21 protein-coding genes are annotated in these 20506 nt (G+C 67.9%); 14 read left to right on the top strand and 7 right to left on the bottom strand.

The features are described from left to right. Positions 1 to 206 precede the first annotated feature (206 nt). Positions 207 to 2159, top strand: coding sequence for an AI-2E family transporter (locus ASF18_RS05410; RefSeq protein ID WP_082487111.1), 1953 nt, complete (start codon positions 207 to 209; stop codon positions 2157 to 2159). 120 nt (positions 2160 to 2279) lie between these two features. After that, positions 2280 to 3068, top strand: coding sequence for a histidinol-phosphatase (gene hisN / locus ASF18_RS05415; RefSeq protein WP_056350107.1), 789 nt, complete (start codon positions 2280 to 2282; stop codon positions 3066 to 3068). Between the two features lie 171 nt (positions 3069 to 3239). Here the strand turns inward: hisN and ASF18_RS05420 are convergent, their stop codons facing one another. Next, a complete protein-coding gene (locus ASF18_RS05420; RefSeq protein ID WP_056350016.1) occupies positions 3240 to 3803 on the bottom strand; it encodes a TetR/AcrR family transcriptional regulator in 564 nt (187 codons plus the stop codon). Between the two features lie 109 nt (positions 3804 to 3912). Between ASF18_RS05420 and ASF18_RS05425 the strand changes: the two genes are divergently transcribed. Beyond that, positions 3913 to 4623, top strand: coding sequence for a glutathione S-transferase N-terminal domain-containing protein (locus tag ASF18_RS05425; protein ID WP_056350018.1), 711 nt, complete (start codon positions 3913 to 3915; stop codon positions 4621 to 4623). A 59-nt stretch (positions 4624 to 4682) separates the two neighbouring features. On the opposite strand, the gene ASF18_RS05430 is transcribed toward ASF18_RS05425, so the two are convergent. Then, on the bottom strand, positions 4683 to 5666 hold the full coding sequence (locus ASF18_RS05430; protein WP_056271652.1) for an alpha/beta hydrolase: 984 nt from the start codon (positions 5664 to 5666) through the stop codon (positions 4683 to 4685). Between the two features lie 179 nt (positions 5667 to 5845). Between ASF18_RS05430 and ASF18_RS05435 the strand changes: the two genes are divergently transcribed. After that, positions 5846 to 6319, top strand: a complete 474-nt coding sequence (locus ASF18_RS05435; RefSeq protein WP_056350020.1) for an Hsp20 family protein — start codon at positions 5846 to 5848, stop codon at positions 6317 to 6319. 73 nt (positions 6320 to 6392) lie between these two features. Here the strand turns inward: ASF18_RS05435 and ASF18_RS05440 are convergent, their stop codons facing one another. Beyond that, positions 6393 to 6698 (bottom strand): hypothetical protein, encoded by a 306-nt coding sequence (locus tag ASF18_RS05440; protein WP_056271659.1) that lies wholly within the window; start codon positions 6696 to 6698, stop codon positions 6393 to 6395. A gap of 87 nt (positions 6699 to 6785) precedes the next feature. After that, a complete protein-coding gene (locus ASF18_RS05445) occupies positions 6786 to 7244 on the bottom strand; it encodes a hypothetical protein (protein WP_056271663.1) in 459 nt (152 codons plus the stop codon). Between the two features lie 279 nt (positions 7245 to 7523). Between ASF18_RS05445 and ASF18_RS05450 the strand changes: the two genes are divergently transcribed. Then, complete coding sequence (locus tag ASF18_RS05450; protein WP_056350022.1) at positions 7524 to 8390, top strand: Kdo hydroxylase family protein; 867 nt, start codon at positions 7524 to 7526, stop codon at positions 8388 to 8390. Between the two features lie 32 nt (positions 8391 to 8422). Next, entirely contained in the window at positions 8423 to 8722 is a 300-nt protein-coding gene (locus ASF18_RS05455; RefSeq protein WP_056350023.1) for an antibiotic biosynthesis monooxygenase family protein, read from the top strand. Positions 8723 to 8729: 7 nt separating this feature from the next. Here ASF18_RS05455 and ASF18_RS05460 read toward each other — a convergent pair whose 3' ends face one another. Then, entirely contained in the window at positions 8730 to 9128 is a 399-nt protein-coding gene (locus ASF18_RS05460; protein ID WP_056350025.1) for a hypothetical protein, read from the bottom strand. 68 nt (positions 9129 to 9196) lie between these two features. Beyond that, complete coding sequence (locus ASF18_RS05465; RefSeq protein WP_056271672.1) at positions 9197 to 9544, bottom strand: hypothetical protein; 348 nt, start codon at positions 9542 to 9544, stop codon at positions 9197 to 9199. Positions 9545 to 9799: 255 nt separating this feature from the next. Between ASF18_RS05465 and hemC the strand changes: the two genes are divergently transcribed. Then, positions 9800 to 10723, top strand: a complete 924-nt coding sequence (gene hemC, locus ASF18_RS05470; protein WP_056271675.1) for a hydroxymethylbilane synthase — start codon at positions 9800 to 9802, stop codon at positions 10721 to 10723. A 4-nt stretch (positions 10724 to 10727) separates the two neighbouring features. Here hemC and ASF18_RS05475 read toward each other — a convergent pair whose 3' ends face one another. Continuing rightward, positions 10728 to 11777: a GSCFA domain-containing protein gene (locus tag ASF18_RS05475; RefSeq protein WP_056350109.1), complete on the bottom strand. Its 1050-nt coding sequence runs from the start codon at positions 11775 to 11777 to the stop codon at positions 10728 to 10730. Between the two features lie 84 nt (positions 11778 to 11861). On the opposite strand from ASF18_RS05475, the gene ASF18_RS05480 reads away from it, so the two are divergent. From ASF18_RS05480 to glmM, 7 genes are all read left to right on the top strand, one after another. Next, positions 11862 to 12866, top strand: coding sequence for a WcbI family polysaccharide biosynthesis putative acetyltransferase (locus ASF18_RS05480; RefSeq protein ID WP_244472587.1), 1005 nt, complete (start codon positions 11862 to 11864; stop codon positions 12864 to 12866). A 548-nt stretch (positions 12867 to 13414) separates the two neighbouring features. After that, a complete protein-coding gene (locus ASF18_RS05485) occupies positions 13415 to 13804 on the top strand; it encodes an Hpt domain-containing protein (RefSeq protein ID WP_082487113.1) in 390 nt (129 codons plus the stop codon). A 332-nt stretch (positions 13805 to 14136) separates the two neighbouring features. After that, positions 14137 to 14655, top strand: coding sequence for a peptidoglycan-associated lipoprotein Pal (gene pal / locus ASF18_RS05490; RefSeq protein WP_056221079.1), 519 nt, complete (start codon positions 14137 to 14139; stop codon positions 14653 to 14655). A gap of 168 nt (positions 14656 to 14823) precedes the next feature. Next, entirely contained in the window at positions 14824 to 15792 is a 969-nt protein-coding gene (gene ybgF / locus ASF18_RS05495) for a tol-pal system protein YbgF (RefSeq protein WP_056271680.1), read from the top strand. Positions 15793 to 15833: 41 nt separating this feature from the next. After that, positions 15834 to 16790: a tRNA lysidine(34) synthetase TilS gene (gene tilS / locus ASF18_RS22810; protein WP_280138925.1), complete on the top strand. Its 957-nt coding sequence runs from the start codon at positions 15834 to 15836 to the stop codon at positions 16788 to 16790. Between the two features lie 159 nt (positions 16791 to 16949). After that, positions 16950 to 18866 (top strand): ATP-dependent zinc metalloprotease FtsH, encoded by a 1917-nt coding sequence (gene ftsH / locus ASF18_RS05505; RefSeq protein ID WP_056350029.1) that lies wholly within the window; start codon positions 16950 to 16952, stop codon positions 18864 to 18866. A 238-nt stretch (positions 18867 to 19104) separates the two neighbouring features. After that, positions 19105 to 20448, top strand: coding sequence for a phosphoglucosamine mutase (gene glmM, locus ASF18_RS05510; RefSeq protein WP_056350031.1), 1344 nt, complete (start codon positions 19105 to 19107; stop codon positions 20446 to 20448). Positions 20449 to 20506: the final 58 nt, after the last annotated feature.

The raw sequence follows: 20506 nt of genomic DNA on the forward strand, positions 1-20506 counted from the left end.
GCGGCAACCCCGGGCGGACGGCGCGAAGACCGGTGCGGCGCCGCCGCTCAGCTATGCATCGGAGGCAGGCTCAACCCGCCTCGATCACGGTTTCGCGACGAGATGAACCCCTGGGAGGGATCGATTCGCGCGCGCGGGTCGTTCTCACCGCGTCGGTGCCGGCCACGTCGGCGGCCCGCGCGTCGCGTCTCGAACACGGAATCGGAATGGCCCTGCGATCCCCCCCGAAGCCGTCCCTCGTCCCCCCGCGACCCACGCGCATCGCGGCCGCCGGCACGCCGACCCAGGCCGTGACGTCGCCGATCATCGTCGCCGCCCTGATCATGGTGGGACTGTATGTCGGCCGCGACGTCCTCATCCCGATCGCCATCGCGATCCTGCTCTCCTTCGTCCTCGGCCCCCTGGTGAACCTGCTGCGGCGCTGGCATTTCGGCCGCTTCCTCTCGGTGGCGGCCTCGGTCCTCCTGGCGCTGGGCACCGCCGCCGCCCTGGCGACGCTGATCGGCGTGCAGCTCGCCGACATCGCCAAGGACGTGCCGCGCTACCGCAGCACGATCGAGCGCAAGATCGAGGGCCTCAACGACACGCCCGCCGGGCGCCTGGCGGGCTACGTCGCCAGCATCGGCCGGACGATGCACGAGAGCCACGAGGAACCGAAGCCCGAAACCAAGCCGGAATCCCAGGCCAATCCGGCCCCGCCCGAGAAGGCGATCCTGGTGGAGGTCAAGGAGCGCGTGCCGGGACCGGTGACCATGGCGGGCACGCTGATCTCGCCCATCCTGCACCCACTTGCCACCATCGGCATCGTCTTCGTGGTGCTGCTCTTCCTGCTGATGCAGCGGGAGGACCTGCGCGACCGGATGATCCGGCTCGCCGGCTCCAGCGACCTCCACCGCACCACCGTGGCGATGGACGACGCCGCCAAGCGCCTCAGCCGATACTTCCTGGTCCAGCTCGGCCTCAACGCCTCTTTCGGCCTCGTGGTCGGGATCGGGCTGTACCTCCTCGGCGTACCGAATCCCGTCCTGTGGGGCATCTTCTCGGCGCTGATGCGCTTCGTGCCCTATGTAGGCGCCTTCGTGTCGGCCCTGTTCCCCCTGGCGCTGGCCGCCGCGGTCGATCCCGGCTGGTCGATGGTGATCGGGACGCTGATCCTGTTCCTCATCCTGGAACCCCTGGTCGGGCACTTCATCGAGCCGATGCTCTACGGCCAGTCCACCGGCATGTCGCCCTTCGCGGTCCTGGTCTCGGCGCTGTTCTGGACCTGGCTCTGGGGACCCGTCGGCCTGCTCCTGTCCACGCCGCTGACGGTCTGCCTCGTGGTGCTCGGGCGCCACGTGGACAAGCTCGAATTCCTCGATGTCCTGTTCGGCGACCGGCCGGCCCTGACTCCAGTGGAGAACTTCTACCAGCGCATCCTGGCCGACGACCCGGAGGAGGCGCAGGAGCATGCCGACCTCATCCTGAAGACCTGCTCGCTCACCGCCTATTACGACGAGGTGGTGGTGAGGGGCCTCGAGCTCGCCGCCCGGGACGCCGCCCGCGGCGTGCTCACCACCGAGCAGAAGAACGACATCCGGGCCAGTGTCGGCGGACTGATCGAGGAGATGGCCGACCGCGACGACCTGCGCGGCGACACCGAGGCGAAGGCCGACCCCGACGCCCCGCGCCCGGACCCGGTGCCGGAAGCCTGGCGGCCCGACGGCACGGTGCTGTGCGTCGCCGGGCGCAGCTTCGTCGACGAGGCCGCCTGCGCGATCCTGGCCCAGCTCCTCGCCAAGCGCGGGATCGGCACCCGGGTGGTGCCGTTCGCCGACGTGGCACGGGCGCGGATCGACGCCTTCGATCCCGGCCCGGCAAAGCTCGTCTGCATCGTGTCGATGGCGATCAGCGGCGAGCCGACGCACCTGCGCCGGCTGGCCGACCGCCTGCACCGCAAGCTCCCGGGCGCCTGCTTCGTCCTCGGCCTGTGGCAGGCGGACGATGCCAGCCTCGACGAGGCGACCCGGCGCCGGGCGGTGGAGGCCGACATCCATGTGTCGTCTCTGAAGGCCGCCGTGGAGGCCGTCGTGGCCGCCGCGCACGGGACCCGTCGTCCGGCCGACGAACCGCCCGCGGTCGAGACAAAATTCGCCCCGGTCCAACCGATGCCGGTCTGACGGCACGGTTTTGGGCTTGACCGCCGCCCCCTCCCTCCGCTTCGCTCCCCGACCATCCCGATGGAACTCTGCCGGATGGGGCTTTGTCCGGCGGGCACCGACCGGAAGAGGGGTATGCCGATGAGCGTCGTCGATCTCGCGCGGTTCATGGACGATCTCGCCGCGGCCTCGGGACAAGCGATCCTGCCCTTCTTCCGCGCCGCCTTCGGCATGGACGACAAGGCGCGGGGCGGGGCGGCCTTCGATCCGGTGACGGAGGCGGACCGGGCCGCCGAGGTGGCCATGCGGGGCATGATCCGGCGCGACCTGCCGACCCACGGCATCCTCGGCGAAGAGTTCGGGTCCGAAAACCTCGAGGCCGAATGCGTTTGGGTCCTGGACCCCATCGACGGCACCCGCGCCTTCGTCGCCGGCCTGCCCACCTGGGGCACCCTGATCGGCCTGACCCATCACGGGGCGGCGGTGCGCGGCCTGATGCACCAGCCCTATCTCGGCGAACTGTTCTCGGGCGACGGCGCCCAGGCCCGCCTGCGGTCGCCCCGCGGCGAACGCAGGCTGCTGACCCGCCGCGGCACCGCCCTCGACCAGGCGGTCCTCGCCACCACCGACCCGCGCCTGTTCGCGGACGGGGCGGAGCGGGAGCGCTTCCTCGCCCTGGAGGGCGCGGTGCGCCTCTCCCGCTATGGCACCGACTGCTACGCCTACTGCATGCTGGCGGCCGGGCAGATCGACCTGGTGGTGGAGGCCGGGCTCAAGCCCTACGACATCGTCGCGCTGATCCCGATCATCGAGGGCGCCGGCGGCATCGTGACGACCTGGGACGGCGGACCGGCGACGGGGGGCGGGCGCATCGTCGCCGCCGGGGACCGCCGCCTGCACGAGGCGGCCCTGCGCCAGCTCAATCCGTGAGGCGCACGGCTTTCTGACGCTCCTCGGGGCTCACCCGCCCGGCGGTCCAGCTCTGGCCCTTGGTCCTCCCTCGGGAGGCCCGCAGAGAACAGTCAGCGGCAGCCCGATCGAGTCGCTCCGGACGACCGCCGTCGGATCGGGAGCGGACCTTCTTCGAGGATGGGCGGATCCTTACGCGGGGAGAAGGCCGGTCGCGCGATAGTGGTCGATGAGGGTGTCGAAGAGCGAGAGATCTGCTCGACCTCTCGCCATGAGTTGGGCGCCCGCAACGGCCGCGTAGATGGCGCCCGCCCGCCCGTCGCTGTCGACCGCCTCCACCACCCCCGCTGCGGTCAAAGCCTTGCTCAACCAAGCGACGTTCACCTCGGCAAAGGCCCTCACCTCGTGCTTCACGACGTCCGGCAGATCGTCGTATTCGGCCGTCATGAAGCTCGACAGGCACATGCGGTTGTCGTTCTGCAAGGACGTGCGAAAAATCTCGGGATATCTGTGCAGACTGGCGAGCGGGTCAGACGCTTGGTTCGAGATGGCGTCGAGATCGGCGGCGATGTCTTCCCAATAGCGCTTCGCAACCGCCACACCGAGTTCGGCCTTGCCCGGGAAATGGTAGTAGACACTCGCTGCCTTGATGCCGACCTCGGCCGCAAGATCGCGGAAGTTCAAGCCAGCGTAGCCATGCGCCATCGCCGTCCGCTTCGCTGCCGCGAGGATCGCCTCCTTGTTGTCTGCCTTCATCGCGCCGCCTCGCGTTCCTTCAGTGCCTGCCAGTTGGCAGATAGGTGTTGACCGATCGAAAGGACAGCCCTAGCTCTCCGCCTGCCTACTGACAGACAGGGAGATTTGAATGACCACCGAGACCGCGTCCCGCCTTCAGCTTTTCACCTCGCCCTCGGCATTCCCGAATCCGCAACGTCTGCGCATCTTCCTGTACGAGAAAGGCATCGCGGATCACTTCGCCGAACGGGTCTACGACATGTCACCGGGCGGCGAGCAACGGCAGTGGCCGCACCTGAAGATGAACCCCTGGGGCGAAACGCCGACCCTCAAGCTGGAGGATGGGAGCGTCCTCTCGGAGACGGCCGCGATCGTTCGATATCTCGATCAGGCGTTCCCCGGTCGGCGCATCATGGGTGAAGACCCCTTGCAGCAGGGGCTCGACACGATGTGGGACAACCGCATCTGGGTGCACATCCTCTACCGGATCGTCACCGCGTTCCACGTTCTGCACCAGGGCCTGGGGCCGAAGCTCGAACTCACCAGCAACCCGGCCTGGGGCGAACACTGCCGCAAGGAAGCCCTGGCGCATGCGAGCCTGGTGAACCAGCATCTGTCGGACGGTCGCGAATGGCTTCTCGGCGGCGCGGCACCCACCTTCTCGGACATCACCATGGCGACCGCCATTGCCTTCTCGAAGTTCCCGGTCAACGCCACGCCGCTGGATGAGCGCTTCGAGCACATCGACGCATTCTGGAAGCGCTGGCAGCAGCGCCCGGCCTTCAAAGCGGCCTATGCGGACCGTCAGAGCGGCGTCGCGGAGTTGGACGACCGCACCTGATCCTGAAGCGCACGCCCCTCCTTGCTCCCGAGTCATGCGCCGCTTCCCGCTCCTGAGCTTCACGCCTCCTGCCGCACGCGCGTGTCGGTCGGTTCCGTCGCGTCGGAGCCGGGCATGAAGGCGTCGAAGGCCGCCCAGAAGTCCTGCCGGATGCTGTCGCGCTCCGACAGGATCTCGTGCCGGGCATCGGGCAGCACCAGGATGTGCCCGGCGCGCAGGCGGCGGGCGAACCGCTCGGTGGTGGAGGTGCCGCAGACGGGGTCGGCGCCTGCCGCGACGATGAGGGTCGGCACCGAGATTCGGCCCGGCACGCGCGGGTCGGCGAGGCGCTTCATCGCCCGGAAGGCGCTCGCGAGCCAGGCGATGCTCGGATCGCCCACGGCACCGGCCCCGACATCCCGGGCGGCCGCCGCGTTGCGGGCGTAGCGCTTCGGATCGCGGCACAGGCGATTGTCCGGATAGGGCTTCGTCGCGATCGAAACCGCCGAGCCGAAGGGGATGTAACGCCGGCCCCACCCGATCGCGTGCAGGGTGCCGGCCAGGAGGGCCGCCCCGGCCGGCCATCGCACCATCCGGATCGACAGCATCGGCGCCACCATGACGACGCGCCGGAACGGCAACCAGCCGTCATGGGCACCGGTCAGGGCGACGGCCCCGCCCATCGAGTGCGCGAGGCAGAGATGCGGATGCGGCATCAGGGGATGCAGGATCGCATCCGTGATCGCCTTCAGGTCGAGGCGGTAATCGTCGAAATGGGCGACGTGGCCCCGATGCGGATCGTCGACCTGCCGCTGCGACTCGCCCTGTCCGCGCCAGTCGAAGGCCACGACGGCGAAGCCCCGCCCGCGCAGGTCCGCGATCGTCTCGTAGTACTTCTCGATGAACTCGGCCCGGCCCTGGAGGAGGCAGACGGTGCCCTTCACGAGGCGGGTGGTCGGACGCCAATGGGCGGCCCGCAGCTCGAGTCCGTCATCGGTGCGCACCGCCTTCAGGGCACCGCCCGGTGGAACGGGATTGTCCGGGGTGGAACGCAGGGTCAGCATCGACGCAGTCTCGCGGCAAGAAAGGAACCGAATTTTTTGGCCGAGGCGCCGGCTGAGGCTCTTGCGAGGCTGAAACCCGGCTCCGATATCAGGTGAGCACCGGCCAATACGGCGGTGCGACTGGTCCGGCCCTCGGGCGGACCCAGAACCAGCATGTTGCTTCTTACGGAGAATATGTGATGCGTCAGTTCGACCTTGCTCCCCTTTATCGCTCCACCGTCGGTTTCGACCGCCTGTTCTCGGCCCTCGACCAGTTCGTGAGCGCCGACGCGGCCCCGACCTATCCGCCCTACAACATCGAGCGCACCGGCGAGAACGCCTACCGGATCACGGTGGCGGTGGCCGGCTTCACGGAGTCCGATCTCGCGATCGAAGTGAAGGAGAATGCGCTGACGCTGAAGGGCGAGCGTCAGTCCGATCCCGCCAAGCCGGCGGAATTCCTGCACCAGGGCATCGCGGCCCGCGCCTTCGAGCGTCGGTTCCAGTTGGCGGACTACGTCCAGGTGACGGGGGCCGCCCTCGAGAACGGCCTCCTTCACATCGATCTCGTCCGCGAGATTCCGGAGGCGAAGAAGCCGCGTCAGATCCAGATCGCCACCGGCCGCACCCCGCGGGCCCCGGTGATCGAGGGCTCGACGCAGCAGGCCGCCTGATCGGCCCAGACGGACGTTCGGAGCGCCCCGGTCCCATGGCCGGGGCGCTTTCCCATGGGGCGATGCGATCGCGTCAGAAACCGCCGTCGAACCAGTCGCTGCGGCTCGGCTCCTTGCAGCGGTAGCCGATGAAGCAGCGCGGCGTATCCTGTGCCGGCACGAAGGCCGGGACCGTGATCTCGGTGACCTCGCAGAAGCTGCGATCGCGCACGAAGCGGTCATAGGTCTGCCCGCCGGTTCCAAGCACGAGGCCGCCCCGCCGGTCCACCAGCCCCTTGGCCTGACCGCAGGACATGGCAACCGTCGAGGCCCGCTGCGCGAGCGCCGGGACGCTGCAGAGGGCGAGAACGAGGGCGGCGAGGGCGACGCGGTTCGGCATGGCGGGCCAACGCGCAGCCCGCCCGGTCGATCCCGCGAAAGAGACGCGGAACGCCCCACGCCTAGGCTCCTCGACCGCCGGGTGCGATCACAGGTCGCCGAAGATCAGCTGTCCTTGCGGGCTCGGACGCCGCGCAGGCGGCGTTCCCTTCGCCCGCTTGGCCGCGGGCTTGCCCACGGACCGGCGGGCGGCCGGTCGCTCGGCCGGCGGATCGGCGCGCAGGCGGGCCTTCGCCCTGTCGCGGGCGACCGCCTCCGGGGCGTGGGGATCGTCGTCCAGCCACTTGCCGCGCTTGATCACTTCGTTGACCCGGCCCTGGTTCACGCCGACCTTGAAGGCGATCTCCTGCTGGGTCATGCCGGTGGAGGCGTGGAGGTCGAGGATCGCGCGGGCGAGTTCCGGGGTCATCTTCTGGCCAGTCAGGCGCCGGGCCGGCTTGATCGTCCGCGTCGCCCGGTCCCGCTCACGCAGGCGCTCCAGCAGGGCGAGGGCCATGTGCATGCCGTGCTCGCGCAGGGACTCCTCGAATTCCTTCAACGTCGCCATGGTCGGCATCCTCATCGCCGCAGGGTTCCGTGAGGTCGGAACCGCGACTGTTCCATCAACGCGACCGAAACGCCAGGGTTGCTCCGGACAGGCCGTCAGGGTTGGGCCGGTTCGAGCGGTGTGACAACAGGCAAGCGCCGTCATCCACCGCTATCCGTCGGGACCGATCCGGGCCGGGACGGGCAGGGGGATCGACGACGGGCCGCCACGCCCGTGGTCAGGCGCGTGCGCTTCGGCTAAACCGCCGGTCCCGCCGCGGTTTTCGAGGATCCCCGCCCGATGATCAGCCCGATCGTATCCGTCTCACGCGCGGGGCCGCCCCCCGGCACGCCGTCTCTGGTGGATGCCCTCGAGGGCGGCGCGGTCCTGATGTTCCCCGACCTCGACTTTCCCCTCAGCCCCTTCGAGGAGCGCTTCGTCGAGCGCCCCTTCGCCGACGGCAAGGCCAAGAACGTCAACATCCGCGGGCCGCAAGCCACCCTGCGGGGCGCGGCCGGCACGCCGGAGGAGCAGGAGGCCCTGCGCCAGGTCCTCATCCGCTACCGCCGCTTCGCCGAGGCTTTGGTCGCCGCGCACCTGCCGGCCTATGCCGGCAAGGTCTCCTTCGCGGGCACCTCCTATCGCCCCTACGAGGTGGACCAGCGCAAGCTGAGCTGGCGGCGCGACGACACCCGCCTGCACGTGGACGCCTTCCCGTCGAACCCGATCGGCGAGAAGCGCATCCTGCGCATCTTCCGGAACATCAACCCCAACGGGCAGCCGCGCCACTGGCGGGTCGGCGAGGACTTTCCGTCCATGGCGCGGAAATTCCTGCCGCGCCTGCCCGGCTACTCGCCGCTCTCGGCCCGGATGCTGGCGCTCCTCAAGATCACCAAGGCGCGGCGCAGCGAGTACGACCACCTCATGCTGCACCTGCACGACGCCCTGAAGCAGGACATGACCTACCAGGAGACGGCGCCCCAGGCCGATGTCCACTTCTCCCCCGGCCAGACCTGGGTAACCTTCTCGGACCTCGTGATGCACGGCGCCATGGGCGGCCAGTACATGCTGGAGCAGACCGCCTACCTCGCGGTGGCCGACCAGGCCCGCCCCGAGCGCAGCCCGCAGCGCCTGCTCGCCCAGGCCCTCGGCCGCCCCCTTCGCTGATCCCCCCTCGAACCTTACGGCCGGAGAGATTCATGATCCTCGAAATCGCGCAGATCGACATCAAGCCAGGCCTGGAGGCCGAGTTCGAGGCCGGCATCGCCAAGGCGGCGGCGATCTTCAAATCCGCCAAGGGCTGCCGCAGCTTCGCCGTCCGGCGTTCCATCGAGAAGCCGCAGCGCTACCGCCTGCTCATCGAATGGGAGACTCTCGAGAACCACACCGTGGACTTCACCGGCTCCCAGGCCTGGAAGGACTACCGGGCCATGGTCTCGCCCTGCTTCGAGGCGCCGCCCAGCGTCGAGCACACCGAGCTGGCGCTCCAGGCCTTCTGAGGCCGCGTCACGAGCCGGAGCCCCGCACCAGCATCTTGATGCGGTCGTCGAGCCGGCCGATCCGCGCGCGGACGCCGCGCGCGGCACAACCCGACAGGGTCTCGCCGGCGAAGAAGCCGAACTGCTCGGCGCGCTCGCGACAGGCCAGGACCGGCGGCAGCCCGATCACCAGAGCGAAGGGCGCGGTGAGCAGGAGGAGGTTGAGGAGGAGGGACGGCGCCCAGCCCAGGGTGAAGGACCGGACCTCCGCGTCCGCTTCGCCTTCGAACTCCCCGAACCGGCGCACGGTCCGGGGCGTGCGCAGGCCGTCGCGGATGATCGCCTCACGGATCCGGGCGTGCGCGGGCGTGGCCGCGTCGGCCGCAGGGTCGTCCCGCACCGGCGCGGCGAGCGTCTCCAGGGGCATGGTCCGAGCTCCGAGCTTCACCGCGGCCTCCCGCCACGATCGCGATGGTCCGTCCCGATCACGCCGCGCTACCGCAGGCCGTTCGCGACCGTTCGAAGGTCGCTGTCGAGATGGAGAACCCGGCCGGCCAGGTCGCGGCGGGCGCAGGCAGTGCTGCGCAGGATGTCGGGGACCCAGGATCCCCGGACGCCCCCCTGGCAATCCATCAGCAGGCTCGCGGCCAGCAGGATCGTCATGGGTCCGAGCATCAGCGTGACCTTGAGCAGACGGACGATGCCGAACCCGCCGCGCCGCCGCCGGGGCCTGGCCGGCGCCCGATCCCGACCGGACGAACGCCGAAGCGGGCGGTCGTCCGGCTCGTCGTCGCGCGGACCGAACTCCTGCTCGTAATAGGCTTCAAGCTTGCTGCGCTTCATCGGTGAGCGTCCGCCGACCTGGCTCGTGACATCCTCGTCGCACGAGATACACGCCGAGAGCGATAAGCTTGGCCTAAGATCGCGGGGCGCGGGAGGCGCGACCTGTACGCGTGGTTTCGGAATACTTAGCGGCCGGCGGCGGATCGAACGCGGTCCCGGTGACATCCGCGCGCGGACTGCGTACCTAGGTTTCAGCAGACCGGACCGGCCCGATCCCCCGGGTTCCGGCCCCCCACCACCGAGCGATCCTCGCCCATGATCCAACGTCCCCTCCGCATCGGAACGCGCGGAAGTCCGATGGCCCTGGCCCAGACCGGAATGGTCCGGGACAAGATCGTCGCGGCCAATCCGGGCCTCGAGACCGAGATCGTGGTGGTCAACACCGTCGCGGATCGCATCCTCGACCGCCCGCTCTCCGAGATTGGCGGCAAGGGGTTGTTCACCAAGGAACTCGAGCAGGCGCTTTATGCCGACGTGGTCGACGTTGCCGTCCACTCGATGAAGGACGTGGAGACCTGGCTGCCCGACGGGCTCGTCATCGCCTGCATCCTGGAGCGAGATGACCCCCGCGACGCCTTCCTGTCGCCGCGCGCGTCCGGCTTCGCCGAGCTTCCGTCGGGGGCCCGGGTCGGCACCTCGTCCCTGCGCCGCGCGGCGCAGGTGTTGATGCGCCGTCCGGACCTGCGGATCGTACCCCTGCGCGGGAACGCCAACACGCGCATGCGCAAGCTGGAGGAGGGGACTTGCGACGCCACGCTCCTGGCGCTCTGCGGCCTGGAGCGCCTCGGCATGGCCGACATGGCCCGGAGCGTGCTCGATTTCGGCGAGATGCTCCCGGCCGTTGCGCAGGGCGCCCTCGGCATCGAGTGCCGCGCGGCTGACGCCGCCGTGCGCGCCCTCCTGGCCCCCCTGGTCTCGGCCACCGCCACCGCCGAGCTCGAGGCCGAACGCGGACTGCTGGCCGAGCTCGACGGCTCCTGCCGGACGCCGATCGCCGCCCTGGCACGGATCAGCGGCGACACGCTTAACCTCGACGGCCTGCTGTTCCTGCCCGACGGCAGCGCCCACTGGGCCGTCCAGCGCTCCGGCGCCGTGTCGGACGCCGCCCGCATCGGGCGCGAAGCTGGCGCCGAATTGAAGCGCGCGGCGGGCGACACCTACACACGGCACCTCCAGTAGGCGCTCACGTCAGGCTTCGCTCGATGGCCTCCTCGTCGCAGATCACGCTGGCCGCGCGGCGATACTCGATTCCGAGGGGCTGAGTCAGGATCGGGGCCTTCGCCCGTGTGGTGAAGGCGTCGAGGAACACCCGCATCACGTGGGCGACCGCCATGGGCGTGACCGAGCGCAGGTCGTCCTCGTAGTAGCGCGCGGCATTGGCGGTACTCGTGACGATCTCGTAGGCGGGAAAGTAGACGGCGCGCGGCTCGGCCGCGACGATCTCCTCGGCCGCGGCTCGCAGAGCAGCTTTGCTGTAGGTGTTGGAGACTAGAACGTGCCGTTCCGCGTAGGTCGCGATCAGGGGCACCGGCGAGATTGTGAGGATGACCCGGGCGGCCGGATTGACCGCGAACAGCCGCTCGAGGAAGGTCAGCATGTCGTCGCGGACGTCACCCACCCGCGCATTCACGAAGGCGTAGGCATCCGGGTCGAAGCTGCCGCCGATGACCCCGGGGGCCACCGGGAGCATCGCGCCATCTGCGCGATGCATCCAGCCCTCCGTCAGTCCCAAGGTGAAGACGAAGACGTCGAGGCTTTCGAACATCGCCCGGACCGCCGCGAGATGCCGCCGGCGATCGGCATCCACCTCGGCCGCGTCAGCGAAGCCCGCCGGCTCGATCCCGGGGCGGAACGGATCGACTAGGCGACCGTCCGGACGCGTCCAGATCGAGAGGGCAGGGGCGTAGGTGCCGTAAGCCCGGTCGAAGAGCTGCAGAAGCTGGCGGGCGGTGTAGAGGTTGCCGTAGCGGGCCGAGTAGATCCCGTATTGACGGTCGGCGGCGGTTTCGGGCGCCATGCCGTCGGGCGCGGCCTCGGCGAGATAATGCCCGAACCCTGCCCGGGTCAGGGCGCAGGCGACATGCTGGGCGAAACACGAACCAGCGGTCGCCACCCGGGACTCGGGGGCGATGGTAAAGCGGCCGCTCGGGGCGGGTGCCAGGGCGAAGGGCGCCACGCCTGCGACGGCCTTGCGCCAGAATCGCTCGGCCGGTAGATCGGCGTAAGGGTTCATCACCACGGCGGCATCTCCATCCGATCGCTTAGGCCATTGCCGCGCACGTCCACCAAGACACTGGTCCCGGACTCTGTCGCGGCCTTGGCTGCCTCCCTCGCACGCCCGGGTTCATCGTGGCGATCCTGGGCGGGAGGATGGCGCAGGCCCCGCATCGACTCGCTTGACCCGGTTCGGGACGGATCGCGGATCGCGGTCTTAGGCAACTGCCAGGCCGAGGGCGTCGCCCAATCTCTGAGACTGCTGCTTCCGAGCGCGCAGGTCCACCTCGTACCCTTCGACGGCCTCGGACGACGGTATGGCAGCCTCGAGCGCCTGAAGGCCGATCTCGCCCCCTTCGACCACGTCTTCACGCAGTTCTTCCCCGAAGGTTTCGTCGAGGGCGGCAACGTCCATGCCCTCGGCGACAGCGATCCGCGCCTCCGCCTGTACCCGACCATCCTGTTCCCGGGCTATCAGCCCGACATGGTCCTCGTGGGTGATGTCGGTGCGCTCTCCGCCTCGCGCCTCATCGCCTCGCCGACAGGTCCTTATCACTCCGCTATCGTCCTGTGCGCCTATCTGGAAGGGCTGGGACTGGAGGAGACCGTGAAGCTGTTCCGCGAGTCGGTCTATACACGACTCGGCTTCTACGAAGCTTGGAACGTCGCCGCAGCGGAGCTTCTCGGCAGCGCACGCGACATCATGTTTCCGCTGGAGGCGGAGCTCGCCCGATGGTCCCGACGCGGCTGCTTCATGCACGTCCTGAACCATCCCAAATTGTTCGTGCTGGCTGATATTGCCCGGCGGCTCGCCACCGAAGCGGGCCTTGAACCGCTTCCGGCCCAGGTCGAGGACTATCTCCCGGATGATCTGGCCGCCGACGTGGTCTGGCCCCTCTACCCTGACCTCGCGGTGCACTATGGCCTAACCGGCACGATGCTGTTCAAGGACCGGGCCCGCCGGGGCGACCCGAAGCTCTACGACTTACGGGCCTTCATTGCGGCGAGCTTCGCGATCTATCGGCGCCATGCGCCGGAGGCTCTCGGATGCATCCGGGTCGCGGGCTGGCGGGCGAACCCCGCCGTGCGGGCATTGTTCAGGGCCTGACTGCGCCCCGACATCAGCCTGTCGCCGGCAGACTCATCGGCTCCCATCCGGCGGCGGGTTCACGCTTTAGCGAGCCGGCGAAATCAAGCACATCCCGGGTCCGGAAGGGCTTGCCAGGAAGACGCTGTCTGGCACGGCATGGCGATCTCTGCAGACGCGGGTCGACGAACAGACGACCAGTCCATCGGGGTCGAGCGCGCGAAAAGCCTGCACAACGGACCAGCCGTCGATGAGGCCTGGAAGGTTGATGTCGGTGAACAGGAGTACGAAGTATTGCCCACTTCGTTCTCTGTCGCGCTGGCCTGCCGGAGGACGGCCACAGCCGCCTCGCCGCCGGAAACCGAGACCACGGCAATGCCGTTCCGCTGGCACAGGGCGGTCGGCATTTCAGGAAGCCGGGGATTGTCCCCGACGACGAGGACCTGACGCCGGTGCATGGATCGCACCAACTCTTTGCACAGTGGGCTTTGTCCGGTAGAGGTTAACCACCGATCAACAGAGGCGGTGGTTGGGCCAAGTCCCGACCTCGACCTAGTCTGGACGACCTCATGCCGGACCATTCGACCCGCGAGGCCGAGACGTCCGCAGCCCCTGATGCGCCCGCCCCGCGGGTAGGGCCGATCTACGAGCCCCGCACACTCAAGGAGTTGGAAGACATCTTCGGCCGGGCCCGCTTAATGGATCTTCTCGACCGTTTGAGAACCGAGATCGGCCGACGGCTTCAGGCGCCGGCCTCGGAACGCATCGTCCTCGGGCAGGATGCCCACATCCTGCTTTCCGCGAGTGGGTCCCTGGGCTTCTTCGATCTCTCCCAGCGCTGTTCGGAGATGGAGCGGGCTTGCCTGGATGGAACCGATCTTGCGGCGCCCTTGGCAGCCGTCCGGCGATCCGCTGAAGCCGCGGTGACGGCGATCCGTGCGATCCAAAACCAATCCTAAAGCCCGCGGGGCTTCGTATGTTGCCATGCCGCCACGGATTGGACGCGCGTACAAACATCGACTTCAGCGTCGCGCCGATGCCGCAATCGGGGCCGATCTCCGGGGTTCGTCTCACCTCGCCGTCAATGGAGCGATTCGGAGCGGGCGTGCATGGAGACTGGGTTTCACGAGACTTTGGCCGATTTCGGCAAGATCCGTTCAAGGTTGACGGAACCTTCGCTTAACCGAGACCGCATAAGAACCGCCGCTGTGTCCCCGAGGGGGTCACATGAGGCGACGTCGTCAGCCTGATCATCAGGGATCCGGCGGCTGTGCCCGAGGAGAACAGGATCATGTCCATGATTGCGCGCTTCCGCGTGTTTCCGCTGGCGGCCGCCCTCTGCGCCGCCCTCAGCGTCGCAGCCTGCACCAACGACAAGGATCTGGCCGACGCCTCCGGGTTCGGCGCCGGCGGTGGCATGAACGGCGGCGCCAACACCCCCGGCAGTGCCCAGGACTTCGTGGTGAATATCGGCGACCGGGTGTTCTTCGAATCGGACTCCACCGATCTGACCTCGACCGCCACCGCCACCCTGGATAAGCAGGCCAACTGGCTGCAGCGCTATCCGCGCTACACCTTCCTGATCGAGGGGCACGCCGACGAGCGCGGCACCCGAGAGTACAACTTCTCCCTCGGCGAGCGCCGCGCCCAGTCTGTGAAGGACTACCTGGCCTCGCGCGGCATCGCGAATGGGCGGATCCGTACCGTCTCCTATGGCAAGGAGCGTCCGGTGGCCGTGTGCAACGACATCTCGTGCTGGTCCCAGAATCGCCGCGCCGTCACCGTGCTCGATCGCGGCGCTGGTTCCTGACGCAAGGATGCCGCGGGATCTCGGAGCCGAACCCTCTTCAGGATCCCGCGCCCGAAACGATGTGCCGCGGCATGGCCGCATTTTTGCCGCGTGGGACAGCATTTGCTATCGGCAGGCTGCGATCTTCGCGAACGCACCTCCGCTCCTCGACCACCGGTAACGCCCGTCATGCTTGCCCGCCTCCTCCTCGCGACCCGCCTCGCCACCGCAGCCGGATCCGTCACGGGATCGATCCTCTGGGGGATGTCGGCTCCCGCGATGGCGCAGGACGCGTCCGACTTCGTCGTCCGGCTCAATCGGCTGGAGAACCAGTCGCGTCAGACCGCGGGGCAGATCGAAACGCTGCAGTATGAAAATCGCCAGTTGAAGGAGCAGCTCCGCAAGTTTCAGGAGGACGTGGAGTTCCGCCTGCAGGAGGCGAAGGGGGGCCGCAGCGGCGCTCCATCGGGGACCAATCCGGCTCCGGCCAAGCCCCAGAAGCGCAGCGACGCCTTCGATCCCGAGCACAATCTTGGCAAACCGGGCGCGCCGATGCAGCTGGGTACCACCACGCCGAGCGGGGCGGGGGCCGAAGCGCCCCGGGCTCGCAACGTGCCTCCGGCGGTCGTCGAGGCGGATGACGAGGAGCCCGGCCTGACGCCGCCTGGTCTCGGCGGCCCAGTCGACCTGTCACCGCCCGCCCGCGTTCCGACCACCGGTGCACTTCCGAATCCGCCCCGGGCCGGCAGCGTCGCTGCTACGGGGACGGGGGATGCGCGCGCCGATTACGAGATGGCCTACGCCTACATCCTTCAGCGCCAGTACGAGCAGGCCGAGATGGGCCTGCGCCAATTCATCCAATCCCACCCGCGCGATGCACTGGTGCCATCAGCAACCTACTGGCTCGGCGAGAGCTACCTACAGCGCAATCGCAACCGCGAGGCGGCCGAGCAATTCCTGAAAGTCTCCACGGACTATGCACGCTCGGCGCAGGCGCCGGATGCCATGCTGAAGCTCGGAGCCTCGCTCAATGCGCTCGGAGCCCGCGAGCAGGCCTGTGCGACCCTCGCGGAATTGGAGCGTAAATTTCCTTCTGCCAGCGCCAGCGTCCGCCAGGGCGTGACCCGCGAACAGAAGCGCGCGCGCTGCGCCGCCTAAGCAAACCGGTCGACGCGGTCGAGGACGCGCTCCGCCCCTATCTGACTGGCGGAACGGTCCTCCTCGCGGTCTCCGGCGGACCCGACTCGACCGCGTTGATGGCTGCAGCGGCGGCCGTCGATCCTGCGGCGACCGTCCACGTCGCCACGGTCGATCACAACCTTCGGCCTGAAGCGGGCGTGGAAGCCGCGGCGGTCGCCAGCCTCGCCGAAGCTGTCGGTCTCCCCCACCGAACCTTGGCCTGGACCGGACCAAAGCCGTCGCGGGGGCTTCAGGAGGCCGCCCGCATCGCGCGTTACGCTCTCCTTGCCACCCATGCCGAAACCATCGGCGCCGGCCTCGTGCTCACCGGGCACACTCGGGACGATCAGGCCGAGACCGTTCTGATGCGTCTCCTGGCGGGGAGCGGGCCGGCAGGCCTCGCGGGTATGCGCACCGAGCGATCCCTGACACCTTCCATCAGACTGGCACGGCCCTTCCTGAAAATCGCGAAGGCTCAACTCGTGGACTATTGCGAGCGCCGGCACTTCGCCTTCGTGCGCGACCCATCCAACGACGACGAACGCTTCGCCCGAGCACGCCTGCGCAGGCTCATACCGGACCTCACCCGCGAAGGTCTGAGTTCGGATCGGCTCTGCCGTCTCGCGGCGCGCTGCGCTCGTGACGACGCGGCCTTGACGGAAGCGGCGCGGATCGCTTTCGCGACGGCACTCCGGCCGGAGTGCCGCCCCGGCATCCACCTGGACGGTCCCCATCTTCGCTTCCTGCCGGACGCCGTACTTCTTCGTGTTGCGAGCCTCGCGGCGGAGCAGATGAAGCCCGATAGCCCGGAGCGGCTGGAACGGCTCGAAGCCCTCGTTCTGGATGACCTTCGACCCGCCCTGCATGAGGGGATTCCGGTACGCCGGACTCTGCGTGGGATATTGTTCGAAGTGACGCGGGCAGGGGATCTGGTGCTGACCTCGGCGCCACTGCGCCGAGGAAGGAAATCTTCGTAACCCTCCCATCCGATGCGGCCTTGCCGCGGCGGCATGGCCATGGCACGGCCTCCCCTTCGACTTGGCAAGGGGGGACTCGCTGCCTACATTGGCGGGGAGCGTCAGGAGCGACCCGCCCCAATTCGCGCGGCGGGCCCCGATGCCTCCAGGGATTGATCGATGAACCCGAATTTCCGCAACTTCGCCTTGTGGGTCGTCATCTTCCTGCTCGTGCTTGCCCTTGTGACCCTGTTTCAAAACCCGGGTCATCGTGGTGGCGGTTCCGAGATCGCCTACAGCCAGCTCCTGAATGATGCCGATTCCGGTAAGATTCAGACGGTTGTGATCTCCGGGCAGGATGTCAGCGGCACCTATGTCGGCGGCGGCAACTTTACGTCTTATGCCCCCAACGACCCGAGCCTCGTGTCCAAGCTGCAAAGCAAGGGCGTGCAGATCACCGCTCGTCCCCCATCCGACAACACGCCATGGTTCATTCAGCTGCTCGTGAGCTGGCTGCCGATCCTCGTGTTCATCGGCGCCTGGATCTTTCTCTCCCGGCAGATGCAGTCCGGGGCGGGGCGCGCAATGGGCTTCGGCAAGTCGAAGGCCAAGCTTCTCACCGAGGCCTCCGGCCGCGTAAGCTTCGACGACGTCGCCGGCGTCGAGGAAGCCAAGGAGGACCTGCAGGAGATCGTGGAGTTCCTGCGCGACCCGCAGAAGTTTCAGCGTCTCGGCGGCCGTATTCCGCGTGGCGTGCTTCTCGTCGGCCCCCCCGGCACGGGTAAGACCCTGATCGCCCGGGCGGTCGCGGGCGAGGCCAACGTGCCATTCTTCACGATCTCCGGCTCCGACTTCGTCGAGATGTTCGTCGGTGTCGGTGCCTCGCGCGTGCGTGACATGTTCGAGCAGGCCAAGAAGAACGCCCCCTGCATCATCTTCATCGACGAGATCGACGCGGTCGGCCGCCATCGTGGCGCCGGCCTCGGCGGCGGCAACGACGAGCGCGAGCAGACCCTGAACCAGCTCCTCGTGGAGATGGACGGCTTCGAGGCCAACGAGGGCGTGATTATCATCGCGGCGACCAACCGTCCCGACGTGCTCGACCCCGCCCTGCTGCGTCCGGGCCGCTTCGACCGCCAGATCATGGTGCCGAATCCCGACGTCGTCGGCCGTGAGCGCATCCTGCGCGTCCACGTCCGCAAGGTGCCCCTGGCGCCGGACGTCGACCTGAAGGTCATCGCGCGCGGCACCCCCGGCTTCTCGGGCGCCGACCTGATGAACCTCGTCAACGAGTCGGCCCTGCTCGCCGCGCGGCGCGGCAAGCGCATCGTCACGATGCACGAGTTCGAGGATGCCAAGGACAAGGTGATGATGGGTGCCGAGAGGCGCACCCTGGTCATGACCGAGGACGAGAAGCGGCTGACCGCCTATCACGAGGGCGGCCACGCCATCGTGGCCTTCAACGTCCCGGCGACGGACCCTGTCCACAAGGCTACGATCATCCCGCGCGGCCGGGCACTGGGCATGGTCATGCAGTTGCCCGAGCGCGACAAGCTCTCGATGTCCTTCGAACAGATGACCTCGCGCCTCGCCATCATGATGGGCGGACGCATCGCCGAGGAGATGACCTTCGGCGCCGACAAGGTGACCTCGGGTGCACAGTCCGACATCGAGCAGGCGACCCGTCTTGCCCGCATGATGGTGACCCGCTGGGGCTTCTCGCCCGAGCTTGGTACCGTGGCCTACGGAGAGAACAACGACGAGGTCTTCCTGGGCATGTCGATGGGTCGTCAGCAGACGGTCTCGGAGGCGACCGCTCAGAAGATCGACGCAGAAGTTCGCCGCCTCGTGGAAACCGGCCTTGAAGAGGCGCGCCGCATCCTCGGTGAGCACAAGGACGATCTGGAGGCATTGGCTCAGGGTCTCCTCGAATACGAAACCCTGTCCGGTGACGAGATCAAGAACCTCATCGCGGGCAAACCTCCAATCCGGGACTCGGGCGATGGACCGACCACGCTGCGCGGCTCATCCGTTCCGTCTGCCGGCCGTGGCCGTCCACGCGGCAGTGATGGACTGGAGCCTCAGCCACAGGCTTAAAACCTGAGATAAGCCACATCTGACATAACGAGCCCGCCACCGACGGGCTCGTTCGTATCAAGGCCGTCCTAACGATATGATGGATTTGGTCTTCAAGGGCGGGATCCGGCAACCGGATTTTCATCCCATGGGTGAACCTAATGCCGAAGCATCATCACCGGCGGTCAGTCGGAGGATTGCGTCTTAAGGCGGACTCAGTTCCCCTACACACGAGAACAGCAGACGGGACGCGAAAAGCATGTCGCGCAAGTATTTCGGCACGGATGGTATCCGGGGACGGGCCAACGGCGTCATCACGCCGGAACTTGCCCTGAAGGTCGGTCAAGCGGCAGGCTTAATCTTCCAGCGCGGCGATTACCGCCATCGAGTCGTGATCGGCAAGGATACGCGTCTCTCGGGCTACATGATTGAAACCGCCCTGATTGCCGGCTTCACATCGATGGGCATGGACGTACTCCAACTCGGGCCGATGCCAACCCCGGCCGTGGCGATGCTCACCCGATCCATGCGCGCCGATATCGGCGTGATGATCTCAGCCTCGCACAATCCTTTCGAGGACAACGGCATCAAGCTGTTCGGGCCCGACGGCTTCAAGCTCAGTGACGATGTCGAGCGGGAGATCGAGGCACTGATCGACGGCGAACTGCATAAGCGTCTGGCTGGTTCGCGGGACCTTGGACGTGCCAAGCGCATCGAGAGTGTGCACGCCCGCTACATCGAATTCGCCAAGCGCTCCCTGCCGCGCAACGTCACCCTTGACGGCCTGCGCATCGTTGTGGATTGCGCGAACGGCGCCGCCTACCGAGTGGCACCCGAAACCCTCTGGGAGTTGGGTGCCGAAGTGATCGCCATCGGTGTGGAGCCAGATGGCTTCAATATCAACCGTGACGTCGGTTCAACCGCGCCGGCTGCGCTTGCGGCCAAGGTTCGGGAGCTGCGCGCTGATATCGGCATCGCCTTGGATGGCGACGCAGACCGGGTCCTTATCATCGATGAGAAGGGCCAGTCCGTCGACGGCGATCAGCTGATGGCCGTGGTCGCCCGGTCATGGAAGGAGGATGACCGCCTAACGCAGCCGGGGCTGGTCGCCACGATCATGTCGAACTTGGGCCTGGAGCGCTTCCTGGGTGGCATCGGTCTGAATCTGGCGCGCACCGCAGTGGGGGACCGCTACGTGCTCGAACACATGCGGGAGCACGGCTACAATCTCGGCGGCGAGCAGTCCGGACACATCATCATGTCGGATTACGCCACCACCGGCGATGGCCTCGTGGCGGCTTTGCAGTTGCTCAGCGTCGTGAAGCGTCAGGAGCGTCCGGTCAGCGAAGTCTGCCACTGCTTCGAGCCGCTGCCCCAAATCCTCAAGAACGTACGCTACCGGTCCGGCCAGCCGCTGAGTGCGGATTCGGTCGTCACGGCAATTGCTCAGGCGCGTGAGCGCCTCGGCAATTCCGGCCGCCTGGTGATCCGCCCGTCGGGCACCGAGACGGTGATCCGTGTGATGGCCGAAGGGGACGACCGGGGTCTCGTCACGGAGGTGGTGGATGATGTAGTCGAGGCTGTTGCCAGAGCTGCGGCGTGAATTCGCTCGGGTTTGACTAAAACGGCTCGGCACAGATGCTTTGGCCCGTTCGAGATGC

The organism is Methylobacterium sp. Leaf89 (genome assembly GCF_001422215.1).
GTDB lineage: Bacteria > Pseudomonadota > Alphaproteobacteria > Rhizobiales > Beijerinckiaceae > Methylobacterium.

What these genes read in the sequence shown, in the direction of transcription:
- ASF18_RS05485 (WP_082487113.1), top strand. Translation starts at nt 13,415, where the DNA reads ATGCCGGACCATTCGACCCGCGAGGCCGAGACGTCCGCAGCCCCTGAT.
- ybgF (WP_056271680.1), top strand. Translation starts at nt 14,824, where the DNA reads ATGCTTGCCCGCCTCCTCCTCGCGACCCGCCTCGCCACCGCAGCCGGA.
- ftsH (WP_056350029.1), top strand. Translation starts at nt 16,950, where the DNA reads ATGAACCCGAATTTCCGCAACTTCGCCTTGTGGGTCGTCATCTTCCTG.
- ASF18_RS05445 (WP_056271663.1), bottom strand. Translation starts at nt 7,244, where the DNA reads ATGGCGACGTTGAAGGAATTCGAGGAGTCCCTGCGCGAGCACGGCATG.
- pal (WP_056221079.1), top strand. Translation starts at nt 14,137, where the DNA reads ATGTCCATGATTGCGCGCTTCCGCGTGTTTCCGCTGGCGGCCGCCCTC.
- ASF18_RS05475 (WP_056350109.1), bottom strand. Translation starts at nt 11,777, where the DNA reads ATGAACCCTTACGCCGATCTACCGGCCGAGCGATTCTGGCGCAAGGCC.
- ASF18_RS05410 (WP_082487111.1), top strand. Translation starts at nt 207, where the DNA reads ATGGCCCTGCGATCCCCCCCGAAGCCGTCCCTCGTCCCCCCGCGACCC.
- ASF18_RS05450 (WP_056350022.1), top strand. Translation starts at nt 7,524, where the DNA reads ATGATCAGCCCGATCGTATCCGTCTCACGCGCGGGGCCGCCCCCCGGC.
- ASF18_RS05460 (WP_056350025.1), bottom strand. Translation starts at nt 9,128, where the DNA reads ATGCCCCTGGAGACGCTCGCCGCGCCGGTGCGGGACGACCCTGCGGCC.
- ASF18_RS05435 (WP_056350020.1), top strand. Translation starts at nt 5,846, where the DNA reads ATGCGTCAGTTCGACCTTGCTCCCCTTTATCGCTCCACCGTCGGTTTC.
- ASF18_RS05430 (WP_056271652.1), bottom strand. Translation starts at nt 5,666, where the DNA reads ATGCTGACCCTGCGTTCCACCCCGGACAATCCCGTTCCACCGGGCGGT.
- ASF18_RS05440 (WP_056271659.1), bottom strand. Translation starts at nt 6,698, where the DNA reads ATGCCGAACCGCGTCGCCCTCGCCGCCCTCGTTCTCGCCCTCTGCAGC.
- glmM (WP_056350031.1), top strand. Translation starts at nt 19,105, where the DNA reads ATGTCGCGCAAGTATTTCGGCACGGATGGTATCCGGGGACGGGCCAAC.
- ASF18_RS05425 (WP_056350018.1), top strand. Translation starts at nt 3,913, where the DNA reads ATGACCACCGAGACCGCGTCCCGCCTTCAGCTTTTCACCTCGCCCTCG.
- ASF18_RS05465 (WP_056271672.1), bottom strand. Translation starts at nt 9,544, where the DNA reads ATGAAGCGCAGCAAGCTTGAAGCCTATTACGAGCAGGAGTTCGGTCCG.
- ASF18_RS05455 (WP_056350023.1), top strand. Translation starts at nt 8,423, where the DNA reads ATGATCCTCGAAATCGCGCAGATCGACATCAAGCCAGGCCTGGAGGCC.
- ASF18_RS05420 (WP_056350016.1), bottom strand. Translation starts at nt 3,803, where the DNA reads ATGAAGGCAGACAACAAGGAGGCGATCCTCGCGGCAGCGAAGCGGACG.
- hisN (WP_056350107.1), top strand. Translation starts at nt 2,280, where the DNA reads ATGAGCGTCGTCGATCTCGCGCGGTTCATGGACGATCTCGCCGCGGCC.
- hemC (WP_056271675.1), top strand. Translation starts at nt 9,800, where the DNA reads ATGATCCAACGTCCCCTCCGCATCGGAACGCGCGGAAGTCCGATGGCC.